16 protein-coding genes and 11 tRNA genes are annotated in these 21,223 nt (G+C 48.9%); 23 read left to right on the top strand and 4 right to left on the bottom strand.

Translation table 11 applies throughout. The annotated features are described in order from the left end of the window. Positions 1–151: 151 nt before the first annotated feature. The 19 genes from DL346_RS24835 to glmS all read left to right on the top strand — a co-directional run bounded on the left by DL346_RS24835 (position 152) and on the right by glmS (position 13,513). Positions 152–227: transfer RNA gene (locus DL346_RS24835), tRNA-Asn, on the top strand. A gap of 4 nt (positions 228–231) precedes the next feature. Then, positions 232–307: transfer RNA gene (locus tag DL346_RS24840), tRNA-Thr, on the top strand. Positions 308–325: 18 nt separating this feature from the next. Continuing rightward, a tRNA-Glu gene (locus DL346_RS24845) sits at positions 326–400 on the top strand. A 14-nt stretch (positions 401–414) separates the two neighbouring features. Further along, positions 415–490: transfer RNA gene (locus DL346_RS24850), tRNA-Val, on the top strand. A gap of 6 nt (positions 491–496) precedes the next feature. Beyond that, positions 497–571 (top strand) — tRNA-Gln (locus tag DL346_RS24855). A gap of 7 nt (positions 572–578) precedes the next feature. Continuing rightward, positions 579–654 (top strand) — tRNA-Lys (locus DL346_RS24860). A gap of 30 nt (positions 655–684) precedes the next feature. After that, a tRNA-Leu gene (locus DL346_RS24865) sits at positions 685–764 on the top strand. A gap of 310 nt (positions 765–1,074) precedes the next feature. After that, entirely contained in the window at positions 1,075–1,926 is an 852-nt protein-coding gene (locus tag DL346_RS24870) for an ABC transporter ATP-binding protein (RefSeq protein WP_112885105.1), read from the top strand. Between the two features lie 156 nt (positions 1,927–2,082). Then, positions 2,083–2,157, top strand: a tRNA-Gly gene (locus tag DL346_RS24875). A 3-nt stretch (positions 2,158–2,160) separates the two neighbouring features. Then, positions 2,161–2,237, top strand: a tRNA-Arg gene (locus tag DL346_RS24880). Positions 2,238–2,246: 9 nt separating this feature from the next. Next, a tRNA-Pro gene (locus tag DL346_RS24885) sits at positions 2,247–2,323 on the top strand. 8 nt (positions 2,324–2,331) lie between these two features. Further along, positions 2,332–2,405 (top strand) — tRNA-Gly (locus DL346_RS24890). Positions 2,406–2,691: 286 nt separating this feature from the next. Next, entirely contained in the window at positions 2,692–5,496 is a 2,805-nt protein-coding gene (gene ppc, locus DL346_RS24895; protein WP_112885106.1) for a phosphoenolpyruvate carboxylase, read from the top strand. 369 nt (positions 5,497–5,865) lie between these two features. Beyond that, the gene (gene sigW / locus DL346_RS24900; RefSeq protein WP_112885107.1) at positions 5,866–6,432 is read left to right on the top strand and encodes an RNA polymerase sigma factor SigW; all 567 of its coding nucleotides are present in this window, start codon (positions 5,866–5,868) and stop codon (positions 6,430–6,432) included. Positions 6,433–6,544: 112 nt separating this feature from the next. Then, complete coding sequence (locus DL346_RS24905) at positions 6,545–7,168, top strand: anti-sigma factor family protein (RefSeq protein WP_112885108.1); 624 nt, start codon at positions 6,545–6,547, stop codon at positions 7,166–7,168. Between the two features lie 137 nt (positions 7,169–7,305). Then, positions 7,306–8,145 carry a diadenylate cyclase CdaA gene (gene cdaA / locus DL346_RS24910; protein WP_112885109.1) on the top strand — a complete coding sequence of 280 codons (840 nt, stop codon included), beginning with the start codon at positions 7,306–7,308 and terminating at the stop codon, positions 8,143–8,145. Further along, positions 8,138–9,556, top strand: a complete 1,419-nt coding sequence (locus tag DL346_RS24915) for a CdaR family protein (RefSeq protein WP_112885110.1) — start codon at positions 8,138–8,140, stop codon at positions 9,554–9,556. The genes cdaA and DL346_RS24915 overlap by 8 nt, the downstream gene beginning before the upstream one ends. A gap of 58 nt (positions 9,557–9,614) precedes the next feature. Next, positions 9,615–10,961, top strand: coding sequence for a phosphoglucosamine mutase (gene glmM / locus DL346_RS24920; RefSeq protein ID WP_112885111.1), 1,347 nt, complete (start codon positions 9,615–9,617; stop codon positions 10,959–10,961). Between the two features lie 719 nt (positions 10,962–11,680). Next, positions 11,681–13,513, top strand: coding sequence for a glutamine--fructose-6-phosphate transaminase (isomerizing) (gene glmS / locus DL346_RS24925; protein ID WP_112885112.1), 1,833 nt, complete (start codon positions 11,681–11,683; stop codon positions 13,511–13,513). Between the two features lie 310 nt (positions 13,514–13,823). On the opposite strand, the gene DL346_RS24930 is transcribed toward glmS, so the two are convergent. The 3 genes from DL346_RS24930 to DL346_RS24940 all read right to left on the bottom strand — a co-directional run bounded on the left by DL346_RS24930 (position 13,824) and on the right by DL346_RS24940 (position 16,520). Then, complete coding sequence (locus tag DL346_RS24930) at positions 13,824–14,708, bottom strand: SDR family oxidoreductase (protein ID WP_240633408.1); 885 nt, start codon at positions 14,706–14,708, stop codon at positions 13,824–13,826. A 70-nt stretch (positions 14,709–14,778) separates the two neighbouring features. Further along, positions 14,779–15,888 carry a metallophosphoesterase gene (locus DL346_RS24935; protein ID WP_112885114.1) on the bottom strand — a complete coding sequence of 370 codons (1,110 nt, stop codon included), beginning with the start codon at positions 15,886–15,888 and terminating at the stop codon, positions 14,779–14,781. A 59-nt stretch (positions 15,889–15,947) separates the two neighbouring features. Continuing rightward, a complete protein-coding gene (locus DL346_RS24940; RefSeq protein ID WP_206098587.1) occupies positions 15,948–16,520 on the bottom strand; it encodes a TetR/AcrR family transcriptional regulator in 573 nt (190 codons plus the stop codon). A 355-nt stretch (positions 16,521–16,875) separates the two neighbouring features. On the opposite strand from DL346_RS24940, the gene DL346_RS24945 reads away from it, so the two are divergent. Together DL346_RS24945 and DL346_RS24950 are read left to right on the top strand one after the other, a co-directional pair. Then, complete coding sequence (locus DL346_RS24945; protein ID WP_240633410.1) at positions 16,876–17,934, top strand: sialidase family protein; 1,059 nt, start codon at positions 16,876–16,878, stop codon at positions 17,932–17,934. 27 nt (positions 17,935–17,961) lie between these two features. Further along, on the top strand, positions 17,962–18,897 hold the full coding sequence (locus DL346_RS24950) for a dihydrodipicolinate synthase family protein (protein WP_206098589.1): 936 nt from the start codon (positions 17,962–17,964) through the stop codon (positions 18,895–18,897). 65 nt (positions 18,898–18,962) lie between these two features. Here DL346_RS24950 and DL346_RS24955 read toward each other — a convergent pair whose 3' ends face one another. Then, complete coding sequence (locus DL346_RS24955) at positions 18,963–19,355, bottom strand: c-type cytochrome (protein WP_112885118.1); 393 nt, start codon at positions 19,353–19,355, stop codon at positions 18,963–18,965. Between the two features lie 247 nt (positions 19,356–19,602). Here DL346_RS24955 and DL346_RS24960 point away from each other — a divergent pair, with 247 nt between their 5' ends. Together DL346_RS24960 and DL346_RS24965 are read left to right on the top strand one after the other, a co-directional pair. Then, positions 19,603–20,091, top strand: a complete 489-nt coding sequence (locus DL346_RS24960; protein ID WP_112885119.1) for a hypothetical protein — start codon at positions 19,603–19,605, stop codon at positions 20,089–20,091. A gap of 67 nt (positions 20,092–20,158) precedes the next feature. Beyond that, a complete protein-coding gene (locus DL346_RS24965) occupies positions 20,159–21,178 on the top strand; it encodes a hypothetical protein (RefSeq protein ID WP_112885120.1) in 1,020 nt (339 codons plus the stop codon). Positions 21,179–21,223 lie beyond the last annotated feature (45 nt).

Below are 21,223 nucleotides of genomic sequence, written 5' to 3' on the forward strand. Positions count from 1 at the left end.
CGAGGTGGAAGCGCAGCAATGCGTGGAGCTGACGAATACTAATCGGTCGAGGGCTTATCCTAAATACTTCGAATAAACAGCTAAAGCAAGAAACCTTCGCAAAGGTTCGTATCCAGTTTTCAGGGTGACAAGTTGCCCGCAATCCTTTCGTTCCCTGATAGCTCAGTTGGTAGAGCACTCGACTGTTAATCGAGTTGTCACAGGTTCGAGTCCTGTTCGGGGAGCCATTTTGCTCTCATAGCTCAGTAGGTAGAGTGCATCCATGGTAAGGATGAGGTCACCGGTTCGATCCCGGTTGAGAGCTCCAGCATTTTTTTCATCAAGAGGCCCGTTGGTCAAGGGGTTAAGACACCTCCCTTTCACGGAGGTAACAGGGGTTCGAATCCCCTACGGGTCACCATAACTCTCCTCTACGGAGGCTTAGCTCAGCTGGGAGAGCATCTGCCTTACAAGCAGAGGGTCGGCGGTTCGATCCCGTCAGCCTCCACCAGTATAATGGGGATTAGCCAAGCGGTAAGGCAACGGACTTTGACTCCGTCATTCCTAGGTTCGAATCCTAGATCCCCAGCCATTATTACGAGCCATTAGCTCAGTTGGTAGAGCACCTGACTTTTAATCAGGGTGTCGTAGGTTCGAGTCCTACATGGCTCACCATTTTCATTTCGAGAATGGAATTTCATACTTGCGCGTATGGCGGAATTGGCAGACGCACCAGACTTAGGATCTGGCGGGTGACCGTGGGGGTTCAAGTCCCTCTACGCGCATCGAAAACAAGAAACCCTTTATGAAAGGGTCTTTTTGTGTATAACTTTGTAGATAACTTTGTGGATAAGGCGGCGGTGCCCGTAAACACTGGCATAGTTATTCACAGTTTGAGGCTTGTTGCTGCTGAAGAACTAGTCCATTGAGAGATGTTTCGGACTCGATGTTGGCCATCATTTTGATTTTCATGCCTGATCCAAAGGGAAGCCATACCACTTGACGCATTCAATGAGAATGATTATCATAATTATAGAGTGTTCAATTGAGAAATATGTTCAAGCAGGAGGGCATCCTGCAAGGAGTGCGAATTTAATGAACTCATTCATGACATCGAAACTCAATATTGGCTACGAAGAACGTCTGATCGTCGAGAATTTAAATATTATGATCCCTAAGGGGAAAATTACTGCGCTTGTAGGTGCTAACGGTTCGGGTAAATCGACGATTCTAAAGACATTGGCACGGTTGATGTCTCCTTCAGCTGGATCGGTCCTTCTGGACGGAAAATCGATCCACAAGCAATCCACCAAGGAAGTAGCGAAGCAGCTGGCCATTCTTCCGCAGAATCCGACCGCACCGGACGGTTTAACCGTGTCTGAACTTGTTTCCTACGGCCGGTTCCCCTATCAGAAGGGATTCGGCTCCCTGAGCAAGGAGGACCGCTCTGTTATCCAGTGGGCGGTTGAGAAGACGGGGATGGGGGAGTTTGCAGACCGTCCAATCGATAGACTCTCCGGAGGCCAGCGCCAGCGCGCATGGATTGCGATGGCGCTGGCGCAGCAGACGGAGATGCTCTTTCTCGATGAGCCGACGACTTTCCTCGATATGACCCACCAGCTTGAAGTACTGGAGCTGCTGCAGCATTTGAACGAAACGGCCGGCAGAACGATCGTGATGGTCGTCCATGATTTGAACCATGCCTCCCGGTATGCGCAGCACATGATTGCGATCAAGAGCGGCAAAGTTGTCGGAGAAGGGTCTCCGGTTACTGTAATGAACAAGGATATACTCCGTGAGGTGTTCAGCATCGAAGCGGATATCATTCAAGATCCCCGCACGGGCGTTCCGCTTTGTTTGCCTTATGCGTTGGCCCCAAAGGACGCCGGAGCAGCGCCTGAGGCGATTCAGCAAAGGATCGCGGTTCCAATCAGTGTGTCGGTCTAGGAACGAAGCTTCATAAATTCGCTGCAGTCGCTGGCGCTGCAACTACTCGTTAGCGATTGCGATTTTTTTTTATTTTTTTAGTTAAATGGGTTGCAATTAAGATGCGCCCATGATATATTATTACTTGTCGCGCTTGAGAAAAAGTGACTGACACATGCGGAAGTGGCTCAGCGGTAGAGCATCGCCTTGCCAAGGCGAGGGTCGCGGGTTCGATTCCCGTCTTCCGCTCCATATGTGCCCTTAGCTCAGCTGGATAGAGCATTTGACTACGAATCAAAAGGTCGGGAGTTCGAATCTCTCAGGGCACGCCATTTTCATAACGGGATGTAGCTCAGCTTGGTAGAGCACCTGGTTTGGGACCAGGGGGTCGCATGTTCGAATCGTGTCATCCCGACCATTTCTTTTGCGGGTGTAGTTCAATGGTAGAACTTTAGCCTTCCAAGCTAATAGCGTGGGTTCGATTCCCATCACCCGCTCCATAATGACATTCAGAGCCTTGGTCATCCAAGGCTTTTTATTTTTATACAAAAGCATCCTTTTTCTTCCATGCGTGAAAAAGCTTCAACCGACTGTTGATTTGTAGTATGATGGTTAAAGTTAAAAACCGACAAAACGGGTAGAAGTGGCTTATGTTGATGATTTTTTGACCGGAAATCTGAGAGTAAGTCGTATAAATACACATCTTAAGTAGAATTCATGCGTTAAAACCGAAGATTATGCTTATGAGGTGGTTTTGCTTTCGCAAAACCTGGAGGAGGATTTGAAATGTCGGAACATGCTGGAACAGTCACAACCAACCGACCGCAATCGAATAACTTGCTTCGCCGAGACGTTCGATTTTTGGGCAACATTCTTGGGGATGTACTCGTTCACCAAGGCGGTCATGAGCTTCTTGAGAACGTAGAGAAGATCCGTGAGATGAGTAAGGCGCTTCGCGCACAGTTTTTGCCGGAGCTGTACGAGGAATTTGCGTCCGTTATCGATGCTCTGAATCCGGAGACGCGCCACCAGGTCATTCGCGCGTTTGCGATTTATTTTCAACTGGTCAACATTGCGGAGCAGAATCATCGGATTCGCCGGAAACGCGATTACGAGCGTTCGTCTGGTGAGAAGGTGCAGCCGGGCTCCATTGAGAGCGCCATTCAGGTTCTAAAGGATAAAGGTATTGAAGTAGAGGACGTTCGCAGCATTATTGCGGATATTTCCCTTGAGCTCGTAATGACGGCGCATCCGACGGAAGCTACGCGCCGTGCCGTGCTTGACATCCATCAGCGCATTGCGGCTGATGTGATGGAGCTCGACAATCCGACGCTGACCTACCGTGAGCGCGAGAAATTGCGTGAGAAGCTTCTTAACGAAGTGCTGACTTTGTGGCAAACGGACGAGCTTCGCGACCGCAAGCCTACCGTAATCGATGAAGTCCGCAACGGGATGTATTATTTTGACGAGACGCTGTTTGAAGTGCTTCCTAGCGTGTATGAGGAGCTGGAGCGCTGCTTGGACAAGTACTACCCTTCCGAGCGCTGGCACGTGCCTACGTACCTTCGATTCGGTTCCTGGATCGGCGGCGACCGTGATGGCAACCCTTCCGTAACGGCCAAAGTCACTTGGGAGACGCTGACGCTTCAGCGCGGCCTTGCGTTGAAGAAGTACGAGCAGCTTCTTAAAGAAGTGATGGGCCAGCTCAGCTTCAGCACGAACATCATCGAGGTTACCGAAGAACTGTTGCAATCGATCAAGAAGGATCGCCAACAGGTCGAGCTTCGCAGCGTGGATCTGTGGCGTAATGAGAAAGAGCCATACCGAGTGAAGATTAGCTATATGCTGGAGAAGCTGGCGAATACGCTGGACGATTCGCTCAAAGGCACGGCCATGCGCTACAACAGCGCAGATGAGCTGAAGTCGGATTTGCTGATTATCGACAGAAGCTTGCGCCATCATTTTGCCGATTATGTGGCGGATACGCATATCCGCAAGCTCATTCGTCAAGTGGAACTGTTCGGCTTCCACCTGGCCGCTCTGGATGTTCGTCAGCACAGCAAAGAGCATGAGAGCGCGATGACCGAGGTCCTCGCGAATATGAACATTGTGGATAATTATGCGTCATTGTCCGAAGAAGAGAAAATCGATTTGCTGCATAATCTGCTGAATGATCCGCGTCCGCTGACATCGCCGCATTTTGATTATTCCGAGAGCACGCGCGAGTGTCTGGACGTGTACCATACGATTTACCGCGCGCAAGCGGAGTTCGGCGTGAACTGTATTTCCAGCTACCTGATCAGTATGACGCAGGGCGCGAGCGACATGCTGGAGGTTATGGTGTTTGCGAAGGAAGTCGGTCTGTTCCGCAAAGAAGCAAACGGCAACGTTCGCTGTACGCTGCAGGCGGTACCGCTCTTCGAAACGATCGACGACCTGCATGCGGCGCCTGGCATCATGGAGCAGCTGTTTGCACTGCCGGTGTATCGTCAATCCGTTGAAGCGCGCGGCAACCTGCATGAAATCATGCTAGGCTACTCCGACAGCAACAAAGACGGCGGCGTGGTTACCGCGAACTGGGAGTTGCGCGTAGCACTGAACGCCATTACGAGCGCAGCGAAGAAATACGACGTGAAACTGAAGTTCTTCCACGGGCGCGGAGGAGCGCTTGGACGCGGCGGCATGCCGCTGAACCGCAGTATTCTTGCGCAGCCGCCTCACACAGTTGGCGGTGGCATCAAGATTACCGAGCAAGGGGAGGTTCTCTCGTCCCGGTACTCAATGAAAGGTATCGCATACCGCAGCTTGGAACAAGCGACTTGGGCGCTTGTCACGGCATCGCGGCTTGCAAAGTATCCTGAGCAGGAAGCCGAGGCAACGGCAGAGTGGGAAGAAATCGCGCGCGGCATTTCGGAGACGGCGCTGCAGAAGTATCAGGATTTGATTTTCCGCGATCCGGATTTCATGACGTTCTTCAAGGAATCGACGCCGCTGCCGGAGGTTGGCGAGCTGAATATCGGCTCCCGCCCGGCGAAGCGTAAAGGGAGCGACCGCTTTGAAGATCTACGTGCCATCCCATGGGTGTTCGCGTGGACGCAAAGCCGGTACTTGCTGCCAGCATGGTATGCGGCCGGTACGGCGCTGCAAGGATATGTGGCGGGCGACGAGAAGCGTATGGAGACGCTCCGCGTTATGTATGCGAAGTTCCCGTTCTTCACGACGCTCATCGACAATCTGCAAATGGCGCTTGCGAAAGCGGACTTGCAAATCGCGAAAGAGTATGCCGGCATGATATCGGATACTGCGATTCGCGATCGTATTTTCACGCAAATCGAAGAAGAGTACGCACGCACATCGTCGTTCATCCTGCAAATTACCGGCCAAGCGGAAATTTTGGATAACGTTCCGGTTATCCAAGAGTCGATTCGACTGCGCAACCCGTACGTCGATCCGCTGAGCTACATGCAAGTGCAGCTGCTGAAGGAGCTGCGCGAGATTCGGGCCAAAGGCGAAGCCGAAGCTCCGGAACTGCTCCGTGAAGTGCTTCTCACGATCAACGGAATTGCGGCTGGACTTCGTAATACGGGCTAATAGGGATCGGGTATCGGATCCTGTCAGCATTCGACCACTGGTGAAGCATTAAATCAATATAAGGGCTGGACGCCCGGACGACTGTTTGTCCGCCCGGGGTCCAGCCCTTTTTTACATTGTCCGCTAGTCATCTTGGTGAGGGAGGCGGCTGCTTGAAGCGGGATCGAGTATTGCTTTTTCAGTTTACATGGCTTACCATCTTGCTAGACAGCATTTGGAAGCGGACATGGCCGGGGAAAGTCGGGACAAGCGGCAGCTGTCGTCGTTTGGCGTATAATTGGTATTGCGCTCATTGTAGCGGGGATCGGAATAGCCGAGGTGTCGACCGCTAAAACGGGAGCAGGACTCGGCGCGTTTGGAGGAGAAGCATTGAAATCAGTTGAGGCGAGGTTAGCGAAGTTAGCTTTGAAAGGCGACCAGCGGGCTTTTGCCGAGCTCGTGGAGCTTTATCAGGACAAGCTTTACCATATGTCATATCGGATGCTGTACAACCGTCAGGAAGCGGAGGACGTTGTGCAGGATGTATTTTTGCGTGTGTACAAAAATTTAGAGCGCTACGACGATACGTTGAAATTTTCTACCTGGATCTATCGGATTGCAACGAATTTGTGCATTGACCGTCTACGCAAGAGAAAGCCCGTATACTCGCTCGATGCGGAGTCCGGCGAGCACGAAGGCTTGGATGGATACGCTATGATTCCGAGCGACGACCGTACGCCTGAGAGCGAGATGCTGCTGTCCGATACGCAGCGCATCATTCATCAGGCGATCGAGACGTTGCCGGCCAAGTATAAGTCCGTAATGGTGCTCCGATATCTGGAGGAGCTGTCCTTGCAGGAAATCGGCGATGTGCTCGATATGCCGGTAACGACCGTGAAGACCCGCGTTCATCGCGGCCGGGAGTTCCTCCGCAAGAAGCTCGAGCATAAGCTATAGGCAGGCATAATGAGTTATTTTTAACGGATGCGGATCGAAAAAAAAGTGAAACATCCCCACGCCAGAAACGTAACGTATATTACTGCAACTAACGAAGAAAGGAATGGCTGCTATGAATTGCAACGTCGCCGTCATGCTGATGCATGATTATTTGGATGATGAACTGACTCATGACGATGTGGCTGAGTTAAAGCTTCATATAGATGCCTGCCAAAGCTGCCGCACCAGGCTGGAGCAGCTGGAGCGGACGGAAGCGCTGACACATAAGCTGATGGATTCGCATATCGCCATGACGCCTCAGCAATCCGCGCACTTAACCGACCGCATCATGAGCTCGCTGCCGGTGAAACGCCGCAGAACGGGCTTTGCCAGCTGGGTTCGCAGACATCCGGCCGTCTCGGTTGCCGCCGTATTTGCCCTTGTGATGTTCTCGAGCTTCCTCGCGATGTGGCAGCAGGAGAGCGATTTGACCGTCCGCGGCGCAGATCTTGCCGAAGTTGTCATTGAAGGCGATACGGTAACGGTGCCCGAAGGCGCGCATGTAAAAGGCGATCTAACTGTGGAAAACGGCAAAGCGAACGTACTTGGCGAGGTCGAAGGGGACGTTACGGTGATCTCGGGTTCACTGTATCAAGCCTCTACCGCTCATATATCCGGAGAAGTGAAGCAGATTGACCAGGCGCTGGACTGGTTTTGGTACAAAGTTACACATTCCATCAGCAGTTTGGCCTATTAATGTATGACTGCCTCCTCTTGCGGGAGGTTTTTTTGTGAAAAAAAAGGATTTGCTTCCCCGGTTCTAGAAAATAATAAAGTTAGAAATCCGATAAAAGGATTAAAGTGCCTAGGCATTTAGTCTTTGGGGGTTGGCAGATGAACTATTTTGCAGATTTGACCTGGAAAGAATGGATCAAGGATCTTATTGACATAGCCGTCGTTAGCTATATAATCTATAAACTCATTTTGCTTGTCCGGGGGACGCGGGCGGTTCAACTGCTCAAAGGAATTATTGTCCTGGTAGCCACTTGGGCCATCAGCACTTGGTTCAATCTGTATACGCTCAAATGGCTGATGAATCAAATGTTTACGTTCGGGGTCGTTACGATTCTGATCATATTCCAGCCGGAGCTTCGCAGGGCGTTGGAGCAATTGGGGCGCGGCAGCTTGTTTAGCCGTTCGTCCGTTGTGGAGCGGGACATCAGCGAACGTATCGGCGGGATCATTAAGTCGCTTAATTATATGTCTAAACGTAAAATCGGCGCGCTGATCGTGTTTGAACGAAATACGGGCCTGTCGGATTACATCGAGTCCGGGATTCAAATGGAGTCGATGGTTAGCTCGGAGCTGTTGATAAACATTTTTATCCCGAACACGCCGCTGCATGATGGCGCCGTGATCATCCGAGGCAATCAAATTATGGCGGCGGGCTGCTACTTGCCGCTTTCGGAGAACCCATTCATCAGCAAGGAGCTTGGAACAAGGCATCGTGCGGCGATCGGCGTGACCGAGGTGTGCGACGCCGTATCGATCGTCGTATCGGAGGAAACCGGGCAGATTTCGCTCGCGGTCGGCGGCATGATCGTTCGCGACATTAAAGAAGAATCGCTAATCTCGAAGCTGTTCGAGGAGCTGAACCCGAACTCCAAGGAACGCGAGCGTCAAGGAGCTAAAACGCCTTTCTGGAAACGGAAAGGAGGCAGTCAGCATGGATAAGTGGCTGAGCCACCCGACGGCGATCAAAGTCATTTCGCTCATGATCGGGATTCTGATGTGGGCCGTCGTTCATTTCGATTCCGAAAAAACACCCAATACGGTGGCTACGCTAACGGAAACGCAGGAAATCGATGCGGTTCAAGTGAAGCCGATTGGGATGGATGATAAAAATTATGCACTGCGGCTGCTCGATCCGGGTGCCGTCCATTTGACGGTGAGGGGATCGCGGTCCGATTTTCTCATTGCATCGACCAGTAACGATTATGAGGTCACGGTGGATCTAAGCCAGGCTCTCGAAGGCCGCAGGGTGCTGCCGGTTAAAGTGAATTTACCGCGGGGCCTAGAGCTGATCGACGTATCGCCAAGCAGTGTAACGGTCGTGCTGGAACGCATTGTTACGAAAGAATATGAAGTCTCGTTAAAGATCGATGGTACGCCAGGCAAAGGGTACAAGATCGGACAACCTGTCGTGAAGCCGAACAACCGCGTTCACGTGACGCTGCCGAAGGATCAGATGACTTTGGTCGATTCGGTCGGCGGCACGATTTCGGTCGAAGGCGAAGAAGAAACGGTGAACGACAAGAAGGTGAAGCTCGTCGCCTACGATAAGGACGGCAACGAGCTGACGGACGCCATCATCAGTCCGAGCGTGGTCGAGGTGGAAATCCCGATTACGAAGCCGTTTAAGAAGCTGCCGCTGCAGGTCGGATTCACGGGATCCTTGCCGGACGGCTTAGCGATGTCGTCGTTTAGCCAGAGCATCGACCAGATTACGGTATACGGGCCGAAGGACGTGTTGGACAAGTACGATTACTATGACGGCATCACGATTGACTTGTCGAAGCTGAAGGAATCGGGTACGATGGAGCTCGATATCCCGCCCATGGAAGGCATTGCCAACGTAGATCCTCAGAAGATATCGTTTGATTATAAAATCGTACCGGCCGAAACGAAGGTAATGTCCCATCTGCCGGTTAAGATGATCGGGCTTTCCGAAGGCTTAAACGCCAAGGTGACGCTGCCTCTGAACGGCATGGTCGATGCAATCGTAAAAGGAGCGTCGAACGTACTTGCCAAGCTAGAGGGCAAGGACGTTCAGTTGATTGCCGATCTTACAGGGCTTGGGCCGGGCAGTCACGAAGTGCCGCTTGAGATGCATTTGCCGCGGTTCGTGGAGCAGGCGCCGAACGCGCCGATTACGATTACGGTGGAGATTACGGATAGCACGGCTACGATCGCTCAGCCGGGCTCCGAGGATAGTACCGACACTCCGGCTGCGGAGGGAACCGATTCAGAGTCGGCGAAAAACGGTGAAGAAGTGGACGGCGGTAAAGCGCCGTCCGGAGATGGGGCTGCCGGCGAAGGCGCTGCGGGAGAGAAGAGTTTGAATTCCGAAGCGGCGGCGCCTTAGCGGCGAAGCAAGTTCATTATTTTGAGATATTATATATTTATAAAGGGGATTCTAAACAATGGGAAAATATTTCGGAACAGACGGCGTTCGCGGTGTTGCCAACCGCGAGCTAACGCCTGAGCTTGCTTATAAAATCGGCCGCTGCGGCGGTTATGTACTGGCCGGACAGGTTGAAAAGCCGAAGGTCGTTATCGGATTGGATACACGAATTTCGGGTCCGATGCTGGAAGCGTCGCTTATTGCAGGCTTGTTGTCCATCGGAGCCAGCGTTGTACGTCTCGGCGTCGTGTCGACACCGGCTGTCGCTTATTTAACGCGCGTGCTTGGCGCGGATGCTGGCGTTATGATTTCGGCTTCGCATAACCCGGTAGAAGATAACGGCATTAAATTTTTCGGCGGAGACGGCTATAAGCTTTCGGATGACACGGAGCTGGAAATCGAGCGTTTGATGGATGCGGATGTAGATGAACTGCCGCGTCCGGAGGGCGGAGATATCGGTACGGTAACGGTGGATGAATCCGCAAAACGCCAGTTTATCGACTTCCTGAAAACGACGGTTACGCAATCTTTCGCAGGGTTAAAGATCGTACTTGACTGCGCGAATGGCTCTGCGCATTCGATCGCCCCAACGGTATTCCGTGAGCTGGGTGCAGAAATCATCACTGTCGGCGCAGAGCCGAACGGCCTGAACATCAACGATGGCGTCGGTTCGACGCATCCGGAGCATCTGCGCGAGGAAGTGCTGAAGCACGGCGCAGACCTGGGCCTCTCCTTCGACGGCGACGCTGACCGCCTGATCGCCATTGACGAGAACGGCGAAGAAGTCGACGGCGACTACATCTTGTGCATCTGCGGGGATGCTATGAAGCGGGCCGGCAAGCTGAAGCATGATACGGTCGTTACGACGGTTATGAGCAATATCGGCTTCTTCAAGGCTGCAGGCAAAATTGGTCTGAACACGGCTCAAACGGCTGTTGGCGACCGCTATGTTATGGAAGAAATGCGCCGCGGCGGCTTTAATCTGGGCGGCGAGCAGTCCGGCCATGTCATTTTCCTTGACTACAATACGACAGGCGACGGCATTCTGACCGCGCTGCAATTGACGGATACTCTAGTGGCTGCCGGGAAGAAGCTAAGCGAGCAAAAAGCGCTGATGCGCAAATATCCGCAGGTGCTTGTGAACGTACGCGTAGCGGATAAGAGCGCGTATAAGAACAATCCTGCCATCGCAGCGGCTATCGCAGAGGTGGAAGCGGAGCTCGGCGATAACGGCCGTGTGCTCGTGCGTCCATCGGGTACGGAGTCGTTGATCCGGGTTATGGCGGAAGGGCCGGATAAAGAGCAGGTTGAGGCCTATGTAAACCGCATCGTGGATACAGTGCGCTCGGAACTTGGCGCCGAATAGAAATTTGCCGGCTTTTGCGAGTCCGCAAACATAACTTTCGAAAAACGGACAATCCTAGACATAATGCGTTTGATACGCGTGTCTGGGGTTGTTTTGGTTTAATAACATAAAAATAGGCAAATGTAAACGATTCCCTAAATTATTTGTTGCAACGGCGCATAAAATTGAATATAGTAGGAGAAGTATCATTCAGGAAGCGAAAGCGAGGGTAGGGGTTAGAGGATTCACTAAGCGCCAGAGCTTGCGAGGAGTTTGATGCGGCTGCTGCGTGGCCATCCGGAAATGGCTGTGCGGGCAATCGGCTGTATTGAGCGGCAAGCTGACGAGGTGGAGGTGTTCGGAATGATCGGCGGGGACCTCCCGGTATTGCATTTGACCGTAAGCCGATACTCAAATAGACCGGGCGACCGGGCTGACAAAGGGTCGGTAAAATGCTCCATAGCAAGTAGAAGCGCATCAGTTGGCAACGGAGGCCATCGTGTGCGGATTTAAGATTGTACGGCAAGCGGCAGCCACCCGAATAGGGGTTGTCTCTATCGCTGTGTTTACATGTGATTGAAATCATTTTTTTGAATTGCACACTAGGTGCTCTTCTTTCTTATTGCCTTTTTCATCCTTTGCAGGAACGATGCCGGCGAAAAGACAGCTTTGTGCCGTCGTTACTGATTAGTCGGCATCCGAAATGCCGGGGAAATACCCATTTTCGGAGGTCTATTCATATGTGTGGAATTGTTGGATATATTGGTAAACGGGATTCGCAAGATATTTTGATCGAGGGCTTGAAAAAGCTGGAATACCGCGGATACGACTCGGCGGGGATTGCGGTCTTCACGAAGAACGGTCTCGAAGTGCGCAAGTCGATCGGCCGTCTCGTGAACCTGGAGCAGCAGCTGGACGGACAGCCGCTTGAAGGCTCCGTCGGTATCGGCCATACACGTTGGGCAACGCACGGCAAGCCGTCGGACGTAAACTCCCACCCGCATACGGACAACTCGCATAAGTTCTCCGTCGTGCACAACGGCATTATCGAGAACTACCTGGACTTGAAGGATGAGCTCATCGCGAAAGGCGCCAAGTTCGTATCGGAAACGGACACAGAAGTTATTTCTCACCTCGTAGCAGACGAGTATGACGGCGACATCGTGAAAGCTGTACAGCGTGCCGTTAAACGGATGCGCGGCGCATTCGCCCTGGGCGTGTTGACGGAGTATGAACCGGACCGTCTCGTTGCGGTACGCTTTGCAAGCCCGCTCGTTATCGGGATTGGCAATGGCGAGAACTTCATCGGATCGGATATCCCGGCGATTCTGGAGCATACGCGCGACGTGTATATTCTGAATGACGGCGAGATGGCGATCTTGACGAAAAACGGCGTCGAATTGATGACGATCGATGGAGAAAATATTTCCAAGGAAATATTCCATGTCGATTGGGATTTGGTAACGGCGGAGAAAGCCGGATTTGATCACTTCATGCTGAAGGAAATTTACGAGCAGCCAAAAGCTTACCGCGACACGATGATGGGCCGTATTTCGGATGATGGCCGTTCCGTAGAGCTAAACGAAATCGGCATGACTGCGGACGAGATTCGCGCGATCCGCAAGATCCACATCGTAGCATGCGGTACGGCGATGCACGCTGGTTTGGTTGGTAAAACGGTTATCGAGAGCCTGGCTCGCATCCCGGTTGAGACGGACGTCGCATCGGAGTACCGTTACCGCTCGCCAATCATCACTCCGGATACGCTCGTGATCGTAGTTAGCCAATCCGGTGAAACAGCCGATACGTTGGCGGCTCTTCGTGAAGCAAAACGCTGCGGCGCGCGCGTTCTGGCGATCACGAACGTCGTAGGCAGCTCGGTTTCCCGTGAAGCGGATGATGTCATCATCACGCAAGCCGGCCCTGAGATTGCGGTTGCTTCGACGAAAGCATACACGTCCCAATTGATCGCGTTCTATCTGCTCGGCCTGTTCTTTGCTGAAACGCTGGGCACGAAGGACAGCGAATTCATTGCAGAAGTTGTTGAGCAGATGCACAAACTGCCTGAACAAGTAGAGAGCATTCTCGAGAAAGCGACTGTGCTTAAGCAAGTTGCAAATTCCCTTTCGAAGCATAATAACCTGTTCTTTATCGGTCGCGGCGTAGACTTCGCGGTTGCGCAAGAAGGCTCACTGAAGCTGAAGGAAATCTCGTACATTCACTCCGAAGCCTATGCGGCGGGTGAACTGAAGCACGGTACGCTTGCTCTGATCGAGGAAGGAATTCCGGTGATCTCGCTTATTACGCAAGAGGACCTGTACGAGAAGACGCTTAGCAACATTAAAGAAGTTAAAGCTCGCGGCGCTCACGTACTAGGCGTTGTGAACGAAGGCTTCGAGGAAGAAGTGGCTAAATCGGTGGATGAGCTGTTTGCGATTCCGAAGACGCTGCCGCTGCTTGCACCGGCTCTGTCGGTTGTTCCATTGCAGCTGATCGCGTACTACGCATCGCTGGCTCGCGGCAACGATGTTGATAAGCCGCGTAACCTTGCGAAAAGCGTTACGGTGGAATAAGGGTTTAACCCATAGAGCTATATTACAAAATGGCATAAAAATTGAGAGCCCGTAATGACAAACACCAGTCATTACGGGCTTTTTTTGTATTTTGCGAACATTTTCTCATTAAGGCTTGACCGGAGTCGCAATACACGTCTGGCTATTTTTTTGCATGTATCAAAGGGCTTGGTTCCATCTAAAATCAAAAAAGCTCATCGTACCGTGATCGATGAGCTTTTGATCTTAAGTTTTGTTTTGGTGGATACTTCCTCAAAATGTTCGGTCCAGGCGCTGATGCACCTTTTCAAAACATTATTAGCTTAGTTTCTTATTTCAAATACGGGCTAATGATCCGCATACAGGAATCCCAGAGTTTTTGCTCGTTTTCTTTCGAATAATGTTTATCCTGTGGTTTTTCTTCTTTCATTTTGTGATCGAAAAACTTACCAGATACACCTTCTACTTGCTGTGATGTTGCCAAATAGACGGTGGTTGCAGCTCCTTTTTCAGGATCACCCAATACTCGAATTATCCTCGATAATCCCATCGCGCCCTTAAAGACCAGATTGATAAAGAATCCTTTGTCATTGCTTTGTCCAAATTGAGTCGCGACAGCACCTGGATGTGAAACATTAGCAGTTACATTTCTAATACCTTGTTTTTTAAGCTGAGCTGCCAAATGTTGCGTTAACCAGATCAAATATAGTTTCGATAAAGCATAAGAACCGGATGAGCTATACCTTTTTTCGAGTTGCAAATCGCTAAAATCGGGTTTAGCAGATCTTCTGTGCATGGCTGAAGAAGTATTAATAATCCTCGCAGAGGGGCTTTTAACTAAAACATCCATCAACAGCTCCGTTAAAAGCAATGGCGAAAAGACGTTAAGTGTCATGGTTTTCTCTAATCCTTCTTTGGTCGTTTCGCGATTTTTACCGAATATCGCGCCAGCATTATTGATAAGGACATCGAGTCTTTCATATCTCGACTTGAACTCCTCCGACATCTTCTTAACATCGGCTAATGAAAACAAATCAGCTATAATGGTATCAATTTTATTATTGCCTGTTTCACGTTTGATTTCATCTCGTACCGCTTGCGCCTTTTCTTTGTTGCGCCCGTGAATGATGACCTTATGCCCTTGCTTTGCCAAAGCTTTAGCAGCAACTTTTCCGATTCCGTCAGTAGCACCTGTGATGAGTATGATTTTTTGCATGATTATTTCCTCCTGCTTTTAGAGCACATGCTCTTATGATTTTCGAACGTTCGTTTATAAATGATGAGAACTACTTACTTGGCAACAGCCGAAGCATGTTGATCTCGTTGGAAGTACCCAATCGAACTCGCAGCATATACGTTCCTGTGCCTGAAGATACAAGAACCTTCGTGTTGCCGTGTTGATGCAGCCCTTTATTGTACGTAAATATCAACTCGTTGAGCATACTAAAGGGGAATACCTGTCCAGCATGTGTGTGTCCTGACAGCATCAAGTCGGCGCCAGCTTCTTCTGCGTATTGCATGCCAACTGGACTATGATGCATGAGGACAGTGGGCATATTCTTCTTTAACATAAGCTCCGACAAAGTCGATTTGATGGTTTGCGAGTGGTCGGACGCATGCATATCGAAGGTGTTCTCGTCGGCATTCATATAATCAAGCCCAACCAGTTGAAGACCATGTGTCTCAACAACTTCATTATGGAGAGTACGCACGCCTTGCTGTCTAATCAGCTCAAGCACACGATCATTATCAATGTACTTCTCATGGTTTCCTCCTACGTAATAAACCGGCGCTTTAAAGTTAGCTAGCGGTTTAAGCACGCCTGGCAACAGTCCAGCATTCGAATCGACTAAATCACCATTGATAAGAATGAAATCCGGATTATGAGCATTGGTTTCTCTCACGATTTTGGCTAGATAATCCCGCCCGTTGTGATGACCCAGATGCACATCGGAGATGTGCATGATTTTGACCTCTTTTTTAAGTCCGGTTATTCTGATTTCTGCTGTGTTTACTGTGAAAACAGAAGCTTTCCAAGCACCTATTGAGGTTATAAACACCGCAAGAACCAAAACTGACGTTGCGCCCAAATCTGCGGGTAGGTTCCAAATGAGCTGAATAGCTTGGAGGATAAGTAGCATGAATAGCGTATACACGTAAAACATAATGAAATAACCGCTTATTACATTGAAAATTCCAACAACCTTACTTGATGATTTCACTCCCGCAATAATGGCAGTTAATGAGCCGGCAACAGATGCTGCAACAACAATTAATATCAACCAGTAGGAAGATAGCTCAAATAAATTGTATAAACGAGTGCTAACATACCATAACGACAAAGCTACTATTGCAAGCATTGCAATTGGGATTATAACCCCCAATGCTTTTTTCACTATTTTCTCTCCTTTTAATCGAACGATCGTTTATTTTATGATAAAAACGAAGGGATGCTTTATGCTTTAATAGCATCCCAAATCATTTCAATTAACTCTTCAATGTTTTTCTCGTCCAATCTAAACTCATCATTTAAATGCATTTTAACAAGTCCCGAGATTGGTGCATGAACCTGCATTAGCAACATCAATGGATCGCGTTCTTTAAGCAGCTTCTCTTTTTTTCCTCTGTTTACTAAGTCGATCAACGACTGAAACATCGGAGCCGTATCTTCGAGGCATAAAATTTGAATCAGTGGCGAATTGCTGAATTGTTCGAGAAATAGAAACTCGTCCTTGTGGTTAATAAGGAAATCAATTTGATTTCGAATTACCAATTCGAACGCGGACTTAACCGGCATCAAATCATTAACCCCGGCTAGTACGTTTGCGCTAAGCTTTTGTTTGACATTCATATAAAGCTTGCCTAACATATCCTCCTTATTATCAAAATAGACGTAAATGGTCGATGAAGAAACGTTGGCACGTTTGGCAATCTTCGACATGGAGATATTGGAAAAGCCAATCTCATTCAAAAGCTGAATCGTCGCTTGAAAAATTGCTTCGTTTTTATTTTCGTCTTTGTGTCTCATAATCCTATAATAAACGATCATTCGATTAATGTCAATTTGACATCACCGTCAATGAATCCGGTTAATGACATTTAAAGATATAGATTTAATGGTTTATGCCAATAGCGAGTATACAAAGTGCCATTTCGTTGTTATATTAATGCCTGATTTGGGGGACTTTTTATGCCATTTGCAAATATAACTCACACTTTCAGATGAGGTTGTCCTAAAAGGGCAACCTTTTTTTATTGTATTAAAGGTCTCTTCTGGCGTTAGAGATCTGGAGATCGTCGAAAATGGAGAGGTTCGCGAAAGAAGTCAATTGTTCTAGCGGCACTTCGATAGGTATGATGTAATCGGATGGACTTGCAGCGGCTTGCAATCAAAATGGATGGAGCGTGAGTGGAAAGTGGAGATGATGAACCGGATTACGGCCGAGAAGCAATATATTTTTAAAGAAGGGCAGCAGCCGTTCCAAAGCAGCCATGCATCGACGGTTGCCGTGCTGCCGAGCGGCGACGCGGTCGCGGCATGGTTTGCCGGCAAGCACGAAAAGTCCAGCGATGTGGCGGTCTGGATGTCAAGGCGTGAGGGCGGCGTCTGGTCCGCTCCGTATAAGGCGGCGGATGAGGCGGGCATTGCCCACTGGAACCCGGTATTGTTCGCTCAAGGGGATTCGATGGCGTTGTTCTACAAAGTGGGCCATGAGATCACGGACTGGTTTACGCGCGTAAGCCGCTCCGTGGACGGCGGGGTCACATGGACGGAACCGAGGGATTTAGTTCCTGGGGATATCGGGGGCCGCGGTCCCGTACGGAATAAACCCATTACGTTGCCGGATGGGACGATATTGGCGCCTGCTTCGGTGGAGCGTCATGATCCCGATGCTGCCGGAAAGCAAATTTGGGAAGCATTCGTTGATATTTCGCGCGATAACGGCCATACATGGACAAAGAGCGCTCTTGTGCCAATGGATCTGCCGTCGTATGTCGGCACTGACCATTGGTTTGCCAAGGGGCTCATTCAGCCAACCTTGTGGTCTTCGGGCGGAGAACGCGTACATATGCTGCTGCGCAGCACGGAGGGCTTGATTTTCCGCAGCGACTCGGAAGATAACGGGCGGACGTGGTGCCAGGCGTACCCGACGCAGCTTCCTAATAACAATAGCGGCATCGATGCGGCTTTGATGGATAACGGCAGGCTGGCGTTGGTCTTTAACCCCGTTAGCGGTTATGCGACGGATAGCCCGCGAACTCCGCTTGTGGTGCGCTTCTCGCGCGATAACGGCCTTACTTGGGGCGATGAATTCGTGCTGGAGAATGAACCGGGTGAATATTCGTACCCGGCAATCGTTTCCAAAGGCAACGAGTTATATATCACCTATACGTGGAAGCGGGATCGGATCGCCTTCTGGAAATTGACGCTGGATGTATGATTAATAGGAGAGGGGGGCCAATTGCTAATGGAGATGAACGGCGGCGTATGGCCAACGATGGTCACGCCATTCACGAGCGATGACCGGATCGACTATTCCGGGCTGGAGAAGCTGGTCAATTGGTACATGGAACGCGGTGTGCATGGATTATTTGCGGTATGCCAATCCAGCGAAATGTTTTATCTGACTCTGGAAGAACGGGCAGCTCTGGCCTCGTTCGTTAAACGTACGGCCGCGGGGCGTGCGCCTGTCATCGCATCCGGCCATATTTCCGAATCGTTTGAGGATCAGGTTAGGGAATTGAATAGGATGGCCGAAACCGGAATCGACGCTTTAGTACTGATCACGAATCGGATTGCAGGGCAAGATGAATCCGACGACATCTGGATTGAGCGGCTGGAGAAGCTGCTGCGGCAACTTCCGGAGGAAATTACGCTTGGCTTGTACGAGTGCCCGTATCCTTATAAGCGACTATTATCTCCTAGGACGATTAAATGGTGCGCCGACCAAGGACGCTTTCGCTTTCTTAAGGATACCAGCTGCGATATCGAAGATATTCGGATCAAGCTGGAAACGGTGAAGGGGAGCGGACTGCAGATCTATAACGCCAATTCGGCGACCCTGCTGGAAACCTTGAAGCTGGGAGCGGTTGGCTACAGTGGCGTGATGGCTAACTTTCACCCCGAGTTGTACGTCTGGCTATTGGAAAACTGGAAGGAGAGCGTCGGCGAGGCGGTTCGACTGTCCGATTTTTTAAGCTTGAGCTCCCTTATCGAGAAACAGCTGTATCCTGCAAACGCCAAGTACCATCTCATGCTGGAAGGTATTCTTACAAATGTTTCCTGCCGGATTTTGCAAGGGCAATCGCTAACGGCAACCAACCGCCTGGAAGTCGAGCAGCTGCGTCGGCTGGGTGATGAATATTCAAAGAGATTCGATAAGGGTCGGGAAGACGGTAGTTGATCAAAAAAATAGGGCTGCTCCAAGGTCAATCATCTGACCTTGCGAGCAACCCTTTTTTCATATGGTTACTTCTTTGCTTCAAGCCAACTGGCGAGATTGGCGATTTCTGCATCGCTCAGCTGACCGCCGAAAGCCGGCATGCCGCCGCCTCCGTCATGGATGCGCTGCGAGATTTGATCCTTTTTCAAGGCGCTTCCGACCTTTTGCAGGTTCGGTCCTGCGCCGCCGGACAAATCCGCTGCATGGCAAGTTACGCAATTGCTCTTATAAACCTCTTCGGCTGCAGCCGCATCTACGGTACCGCCGCCTGCATTCGTATTCGAACCCGCCGAATTGTCAGGCGTATTCGTTGTCGTTCCGCCGTCAGTATTAGTATTGGTATTGTTGCCGCCGCAGGCGCTGAGCGATAGAGCAAGCGTGAGTCCCGCCACTGCGATCAACCATTTGGATTTAACCATCGTAAATAACACCTCACTCTTAGCATTATTTTTCATACGATTCCCTGATTCACTGCACCGTATTCGAGTGTAGTTTTAGCGCTGCCCGCATTTTTTTGCGGGGTCGTTCTTGTTTTTTGCGCGCCCTCTTCTTCTTTAAAAAACTTCAAGCATATATAACGAAATTTTCATAGTTTAAAAATTCCATTTTAAAAGTCATCTGGTAAATTATTCATTGTTAGAAAAATAAAAAAACGGAGGTTTTAAAATGAAAAAGACTATTGCTACAATCTGTGGCTCTATTATGATACTGGCTGCAAGCTCAAATGTTTTTGCTAGTGGGAGTATTCCCGCTGACGTGGATCGCAGTCAATATTCACAGAAAATTGATTTCGGTATTGATAGTTCAGTTCAAACCAGATCGTTTACAACCATGGCAACAGGAGAAAGTTTATTAAACAGAGCTTTTTCAAATTTTGTCCCAGGTTCAACAATTACGATTTGGGAATACAGTGCAACTGGAGTTACAGATCCAAAAAGTATTACTTATGTCGCTTCAGTTACCACATCCCTCTTTCATGAAGGCGCCTATCTCGGCCAAAGCGATCAGGCTTTAGGATTAGCGGGTTTTGATGCTGAAGCCTATTTCTTAGCGGAGTCAACCGTAGGAGGTTATTGGGAAGCATTTTCAAATCATACTATAACCAATGGTTCTGACTTTTTCACGGCGTATACCGTTGATGGCAATAATTATTAAATAGCTTTACATCCCCCTTCGATATGAGGGGGGATGTTCAATTTTAATCAATAGAGGTGGGTAATAGTTGAAATATCTTTTTTTGATAGTTATGAGTATCGTTCTTTGTTCTTGTAGTTTTACTGATAACACTAATATAGCCTCTAACAATAATGGAACATTAATTGTTAGTGAAAAACAAATCGAACCACACCAAATATTAAATAAAATAGAAAATTCTCAGGCTCCTAATATATATTATAGAATGGTTTTTGATGATCCTAATATCATTACCATTCCTACAAAACAATACCAGTATTATAAATTAAAATCCGATAAAGTAGAGCAATTAGATCTTTCCTTTCTTTTTGATAATACAAAAGTTGACACTGATATAACATTAATTGCTCTCCAAGGTAGAGAGAATGTTGAGATAAAACTAAAGGGAGATAGTAAATGGTATAGTGCCTTAAAAGTACCATCAAAAAAGAATAAATCGAGCAAAGTAAATTTCTCCATTAAATGGAACAGTGAACTGAGTGAAGAGCTAATCCTCTTTCCTATTATTGAAGACGCCAAAAATATGTATACCGGTGCAAGTCTTGGGGTTTTTCGCTGGTATATAGAAGATAACAAAACAAATATAGAAGACTACGTAAATGACTTGACTAAACATGAGCTAAACCTAAAACAAGAAGAATATAAAAATGTATATCCAATGCTCTCCTGGCTAAATAATAAAGGAAACAAAGTTAATGTTAATTTAATCGATTCAATTCCATATACTAACGAAGATTACAATACTTTATCTATTAGTAAGCTATCACAGGATGCTGTAATCGATCTTATATATGTGAATAATCAAGGAAAATCCGAATTAGTTCTGAGCGACTATAAAACTACAAAAGGTAAAGTCACGAATATTGAAGTGGAGAACAAACACTACGAAAAGTATGACAGAATCATAAAATCTCGCGGTTTTTATATTGTATTAAATCATAAAAACAAAGAATTAGTTAAAGACATGTATGCAGTTCAACAAGGTTATAAAATGGTCTCTACTAGCTTCCAACAAGTTATTGAAATAATTCCAATAAGCACCGATTAAATTTTTAACGTATAATTGGATATCTGATAAAGTTAAAGGAATAAT

The organism is Paenibacillus montanisoli, assembly GCF_003268025.1.
Classification (GTDB): Bacteria; Bacillota; Bacilli; order Paenibacillales; family Paenibacillaceae; genus Paenibacillus_Z; species Paenibacillus_Z montanisoli.

What these genes read in the sequence shown, in the direction of transcription:
- DL346_RS24870 (WP_112885105.1), top strand. Translation starts at nt 1,075, where the DNA reads ATGAACTCATTCATGACATCGAAACTCAATATTGGCTACGAAGAACGT.
- DL346_RS24955 (WP_112885118.1), bottom strand. Translation starts at nt 19,355, where the DNA reads ATGGTTAAATCCAAATGGTTGATCGCAGTGGCGGGACTCACGCTTGCT.
- glmS (WP_112885112.1), top strand. Translation starts at nt 11,681, where the DNA reads ATGTGTGGAATTGTTGGATATATTGGTAAACGGGATTCGCAAGATATT.
- cdaA (WP_112885109.1), top strand. Translation starts at nt 7,306, where the DNA reads ATGAACTATTTTGCAGATTTGACCTGGAAAGAATGGATCAAGGATCTT.
- DL346_RS24915 (WP_112885110.1), top strand. Translation starts at nt 8,138, where the DNA reads ATGGATAAGTGGCTGAGCCACCCGACGGCGATCAAAGTCATTTCGCTC.
- DL346_RS24940 (WP_206098587.1), bottom strand. Translation starts at nt 16,520, where the DNA reads ATGAGACACAAAGACGAAAATAAAAACGAAGCAATTTTTCAAGCGACG.
- DL346_RS24905 (WP_112885108.1), top strand. Translation starts at nt 6,545, where the DNA reads ATGAATTGCAACGTCGCCGTCATGCTGATGCATGATTATTTGGATGAT.
- DL346_RS24960 (WP_112885119.1), top strand. Translation starts at nt 19,603, where the DNA reads ATGAAAAAGACTATTGCTACAATCTGTGGCTCTATTATGATACTGGCT.
- DL346_RS24950 (WP_206098589.1), top strand. Translation starts at nt 17,962, where the DNA reads ATGGAGATGAACGGCGGCGTATGGCCAACGATGGTCACGCCATTCACG.
- glmM (WP_112885111.1), top strand. Translation starts at nt 9,615, where the DNA reads ATGGGAAAATATTTCGGAACAGACGGCGTTCGCGGTGTTGCCAACCGC.
- DL346_RS24930 (WP_240633408.1), bottom strand. Translation starts at nt 14,708, where the DNA reads ATGCAAAAAATCATACTCATCACAGGTGCTACTGACGGAATCGGAAAA.
- ppc (WP_112885106.1), top strand. Translation starts at nt 2,692, where the DNA reads ATGTCGGAACATGCTGGAACAGTCACAACCAACCGACCGCAATCGAAT.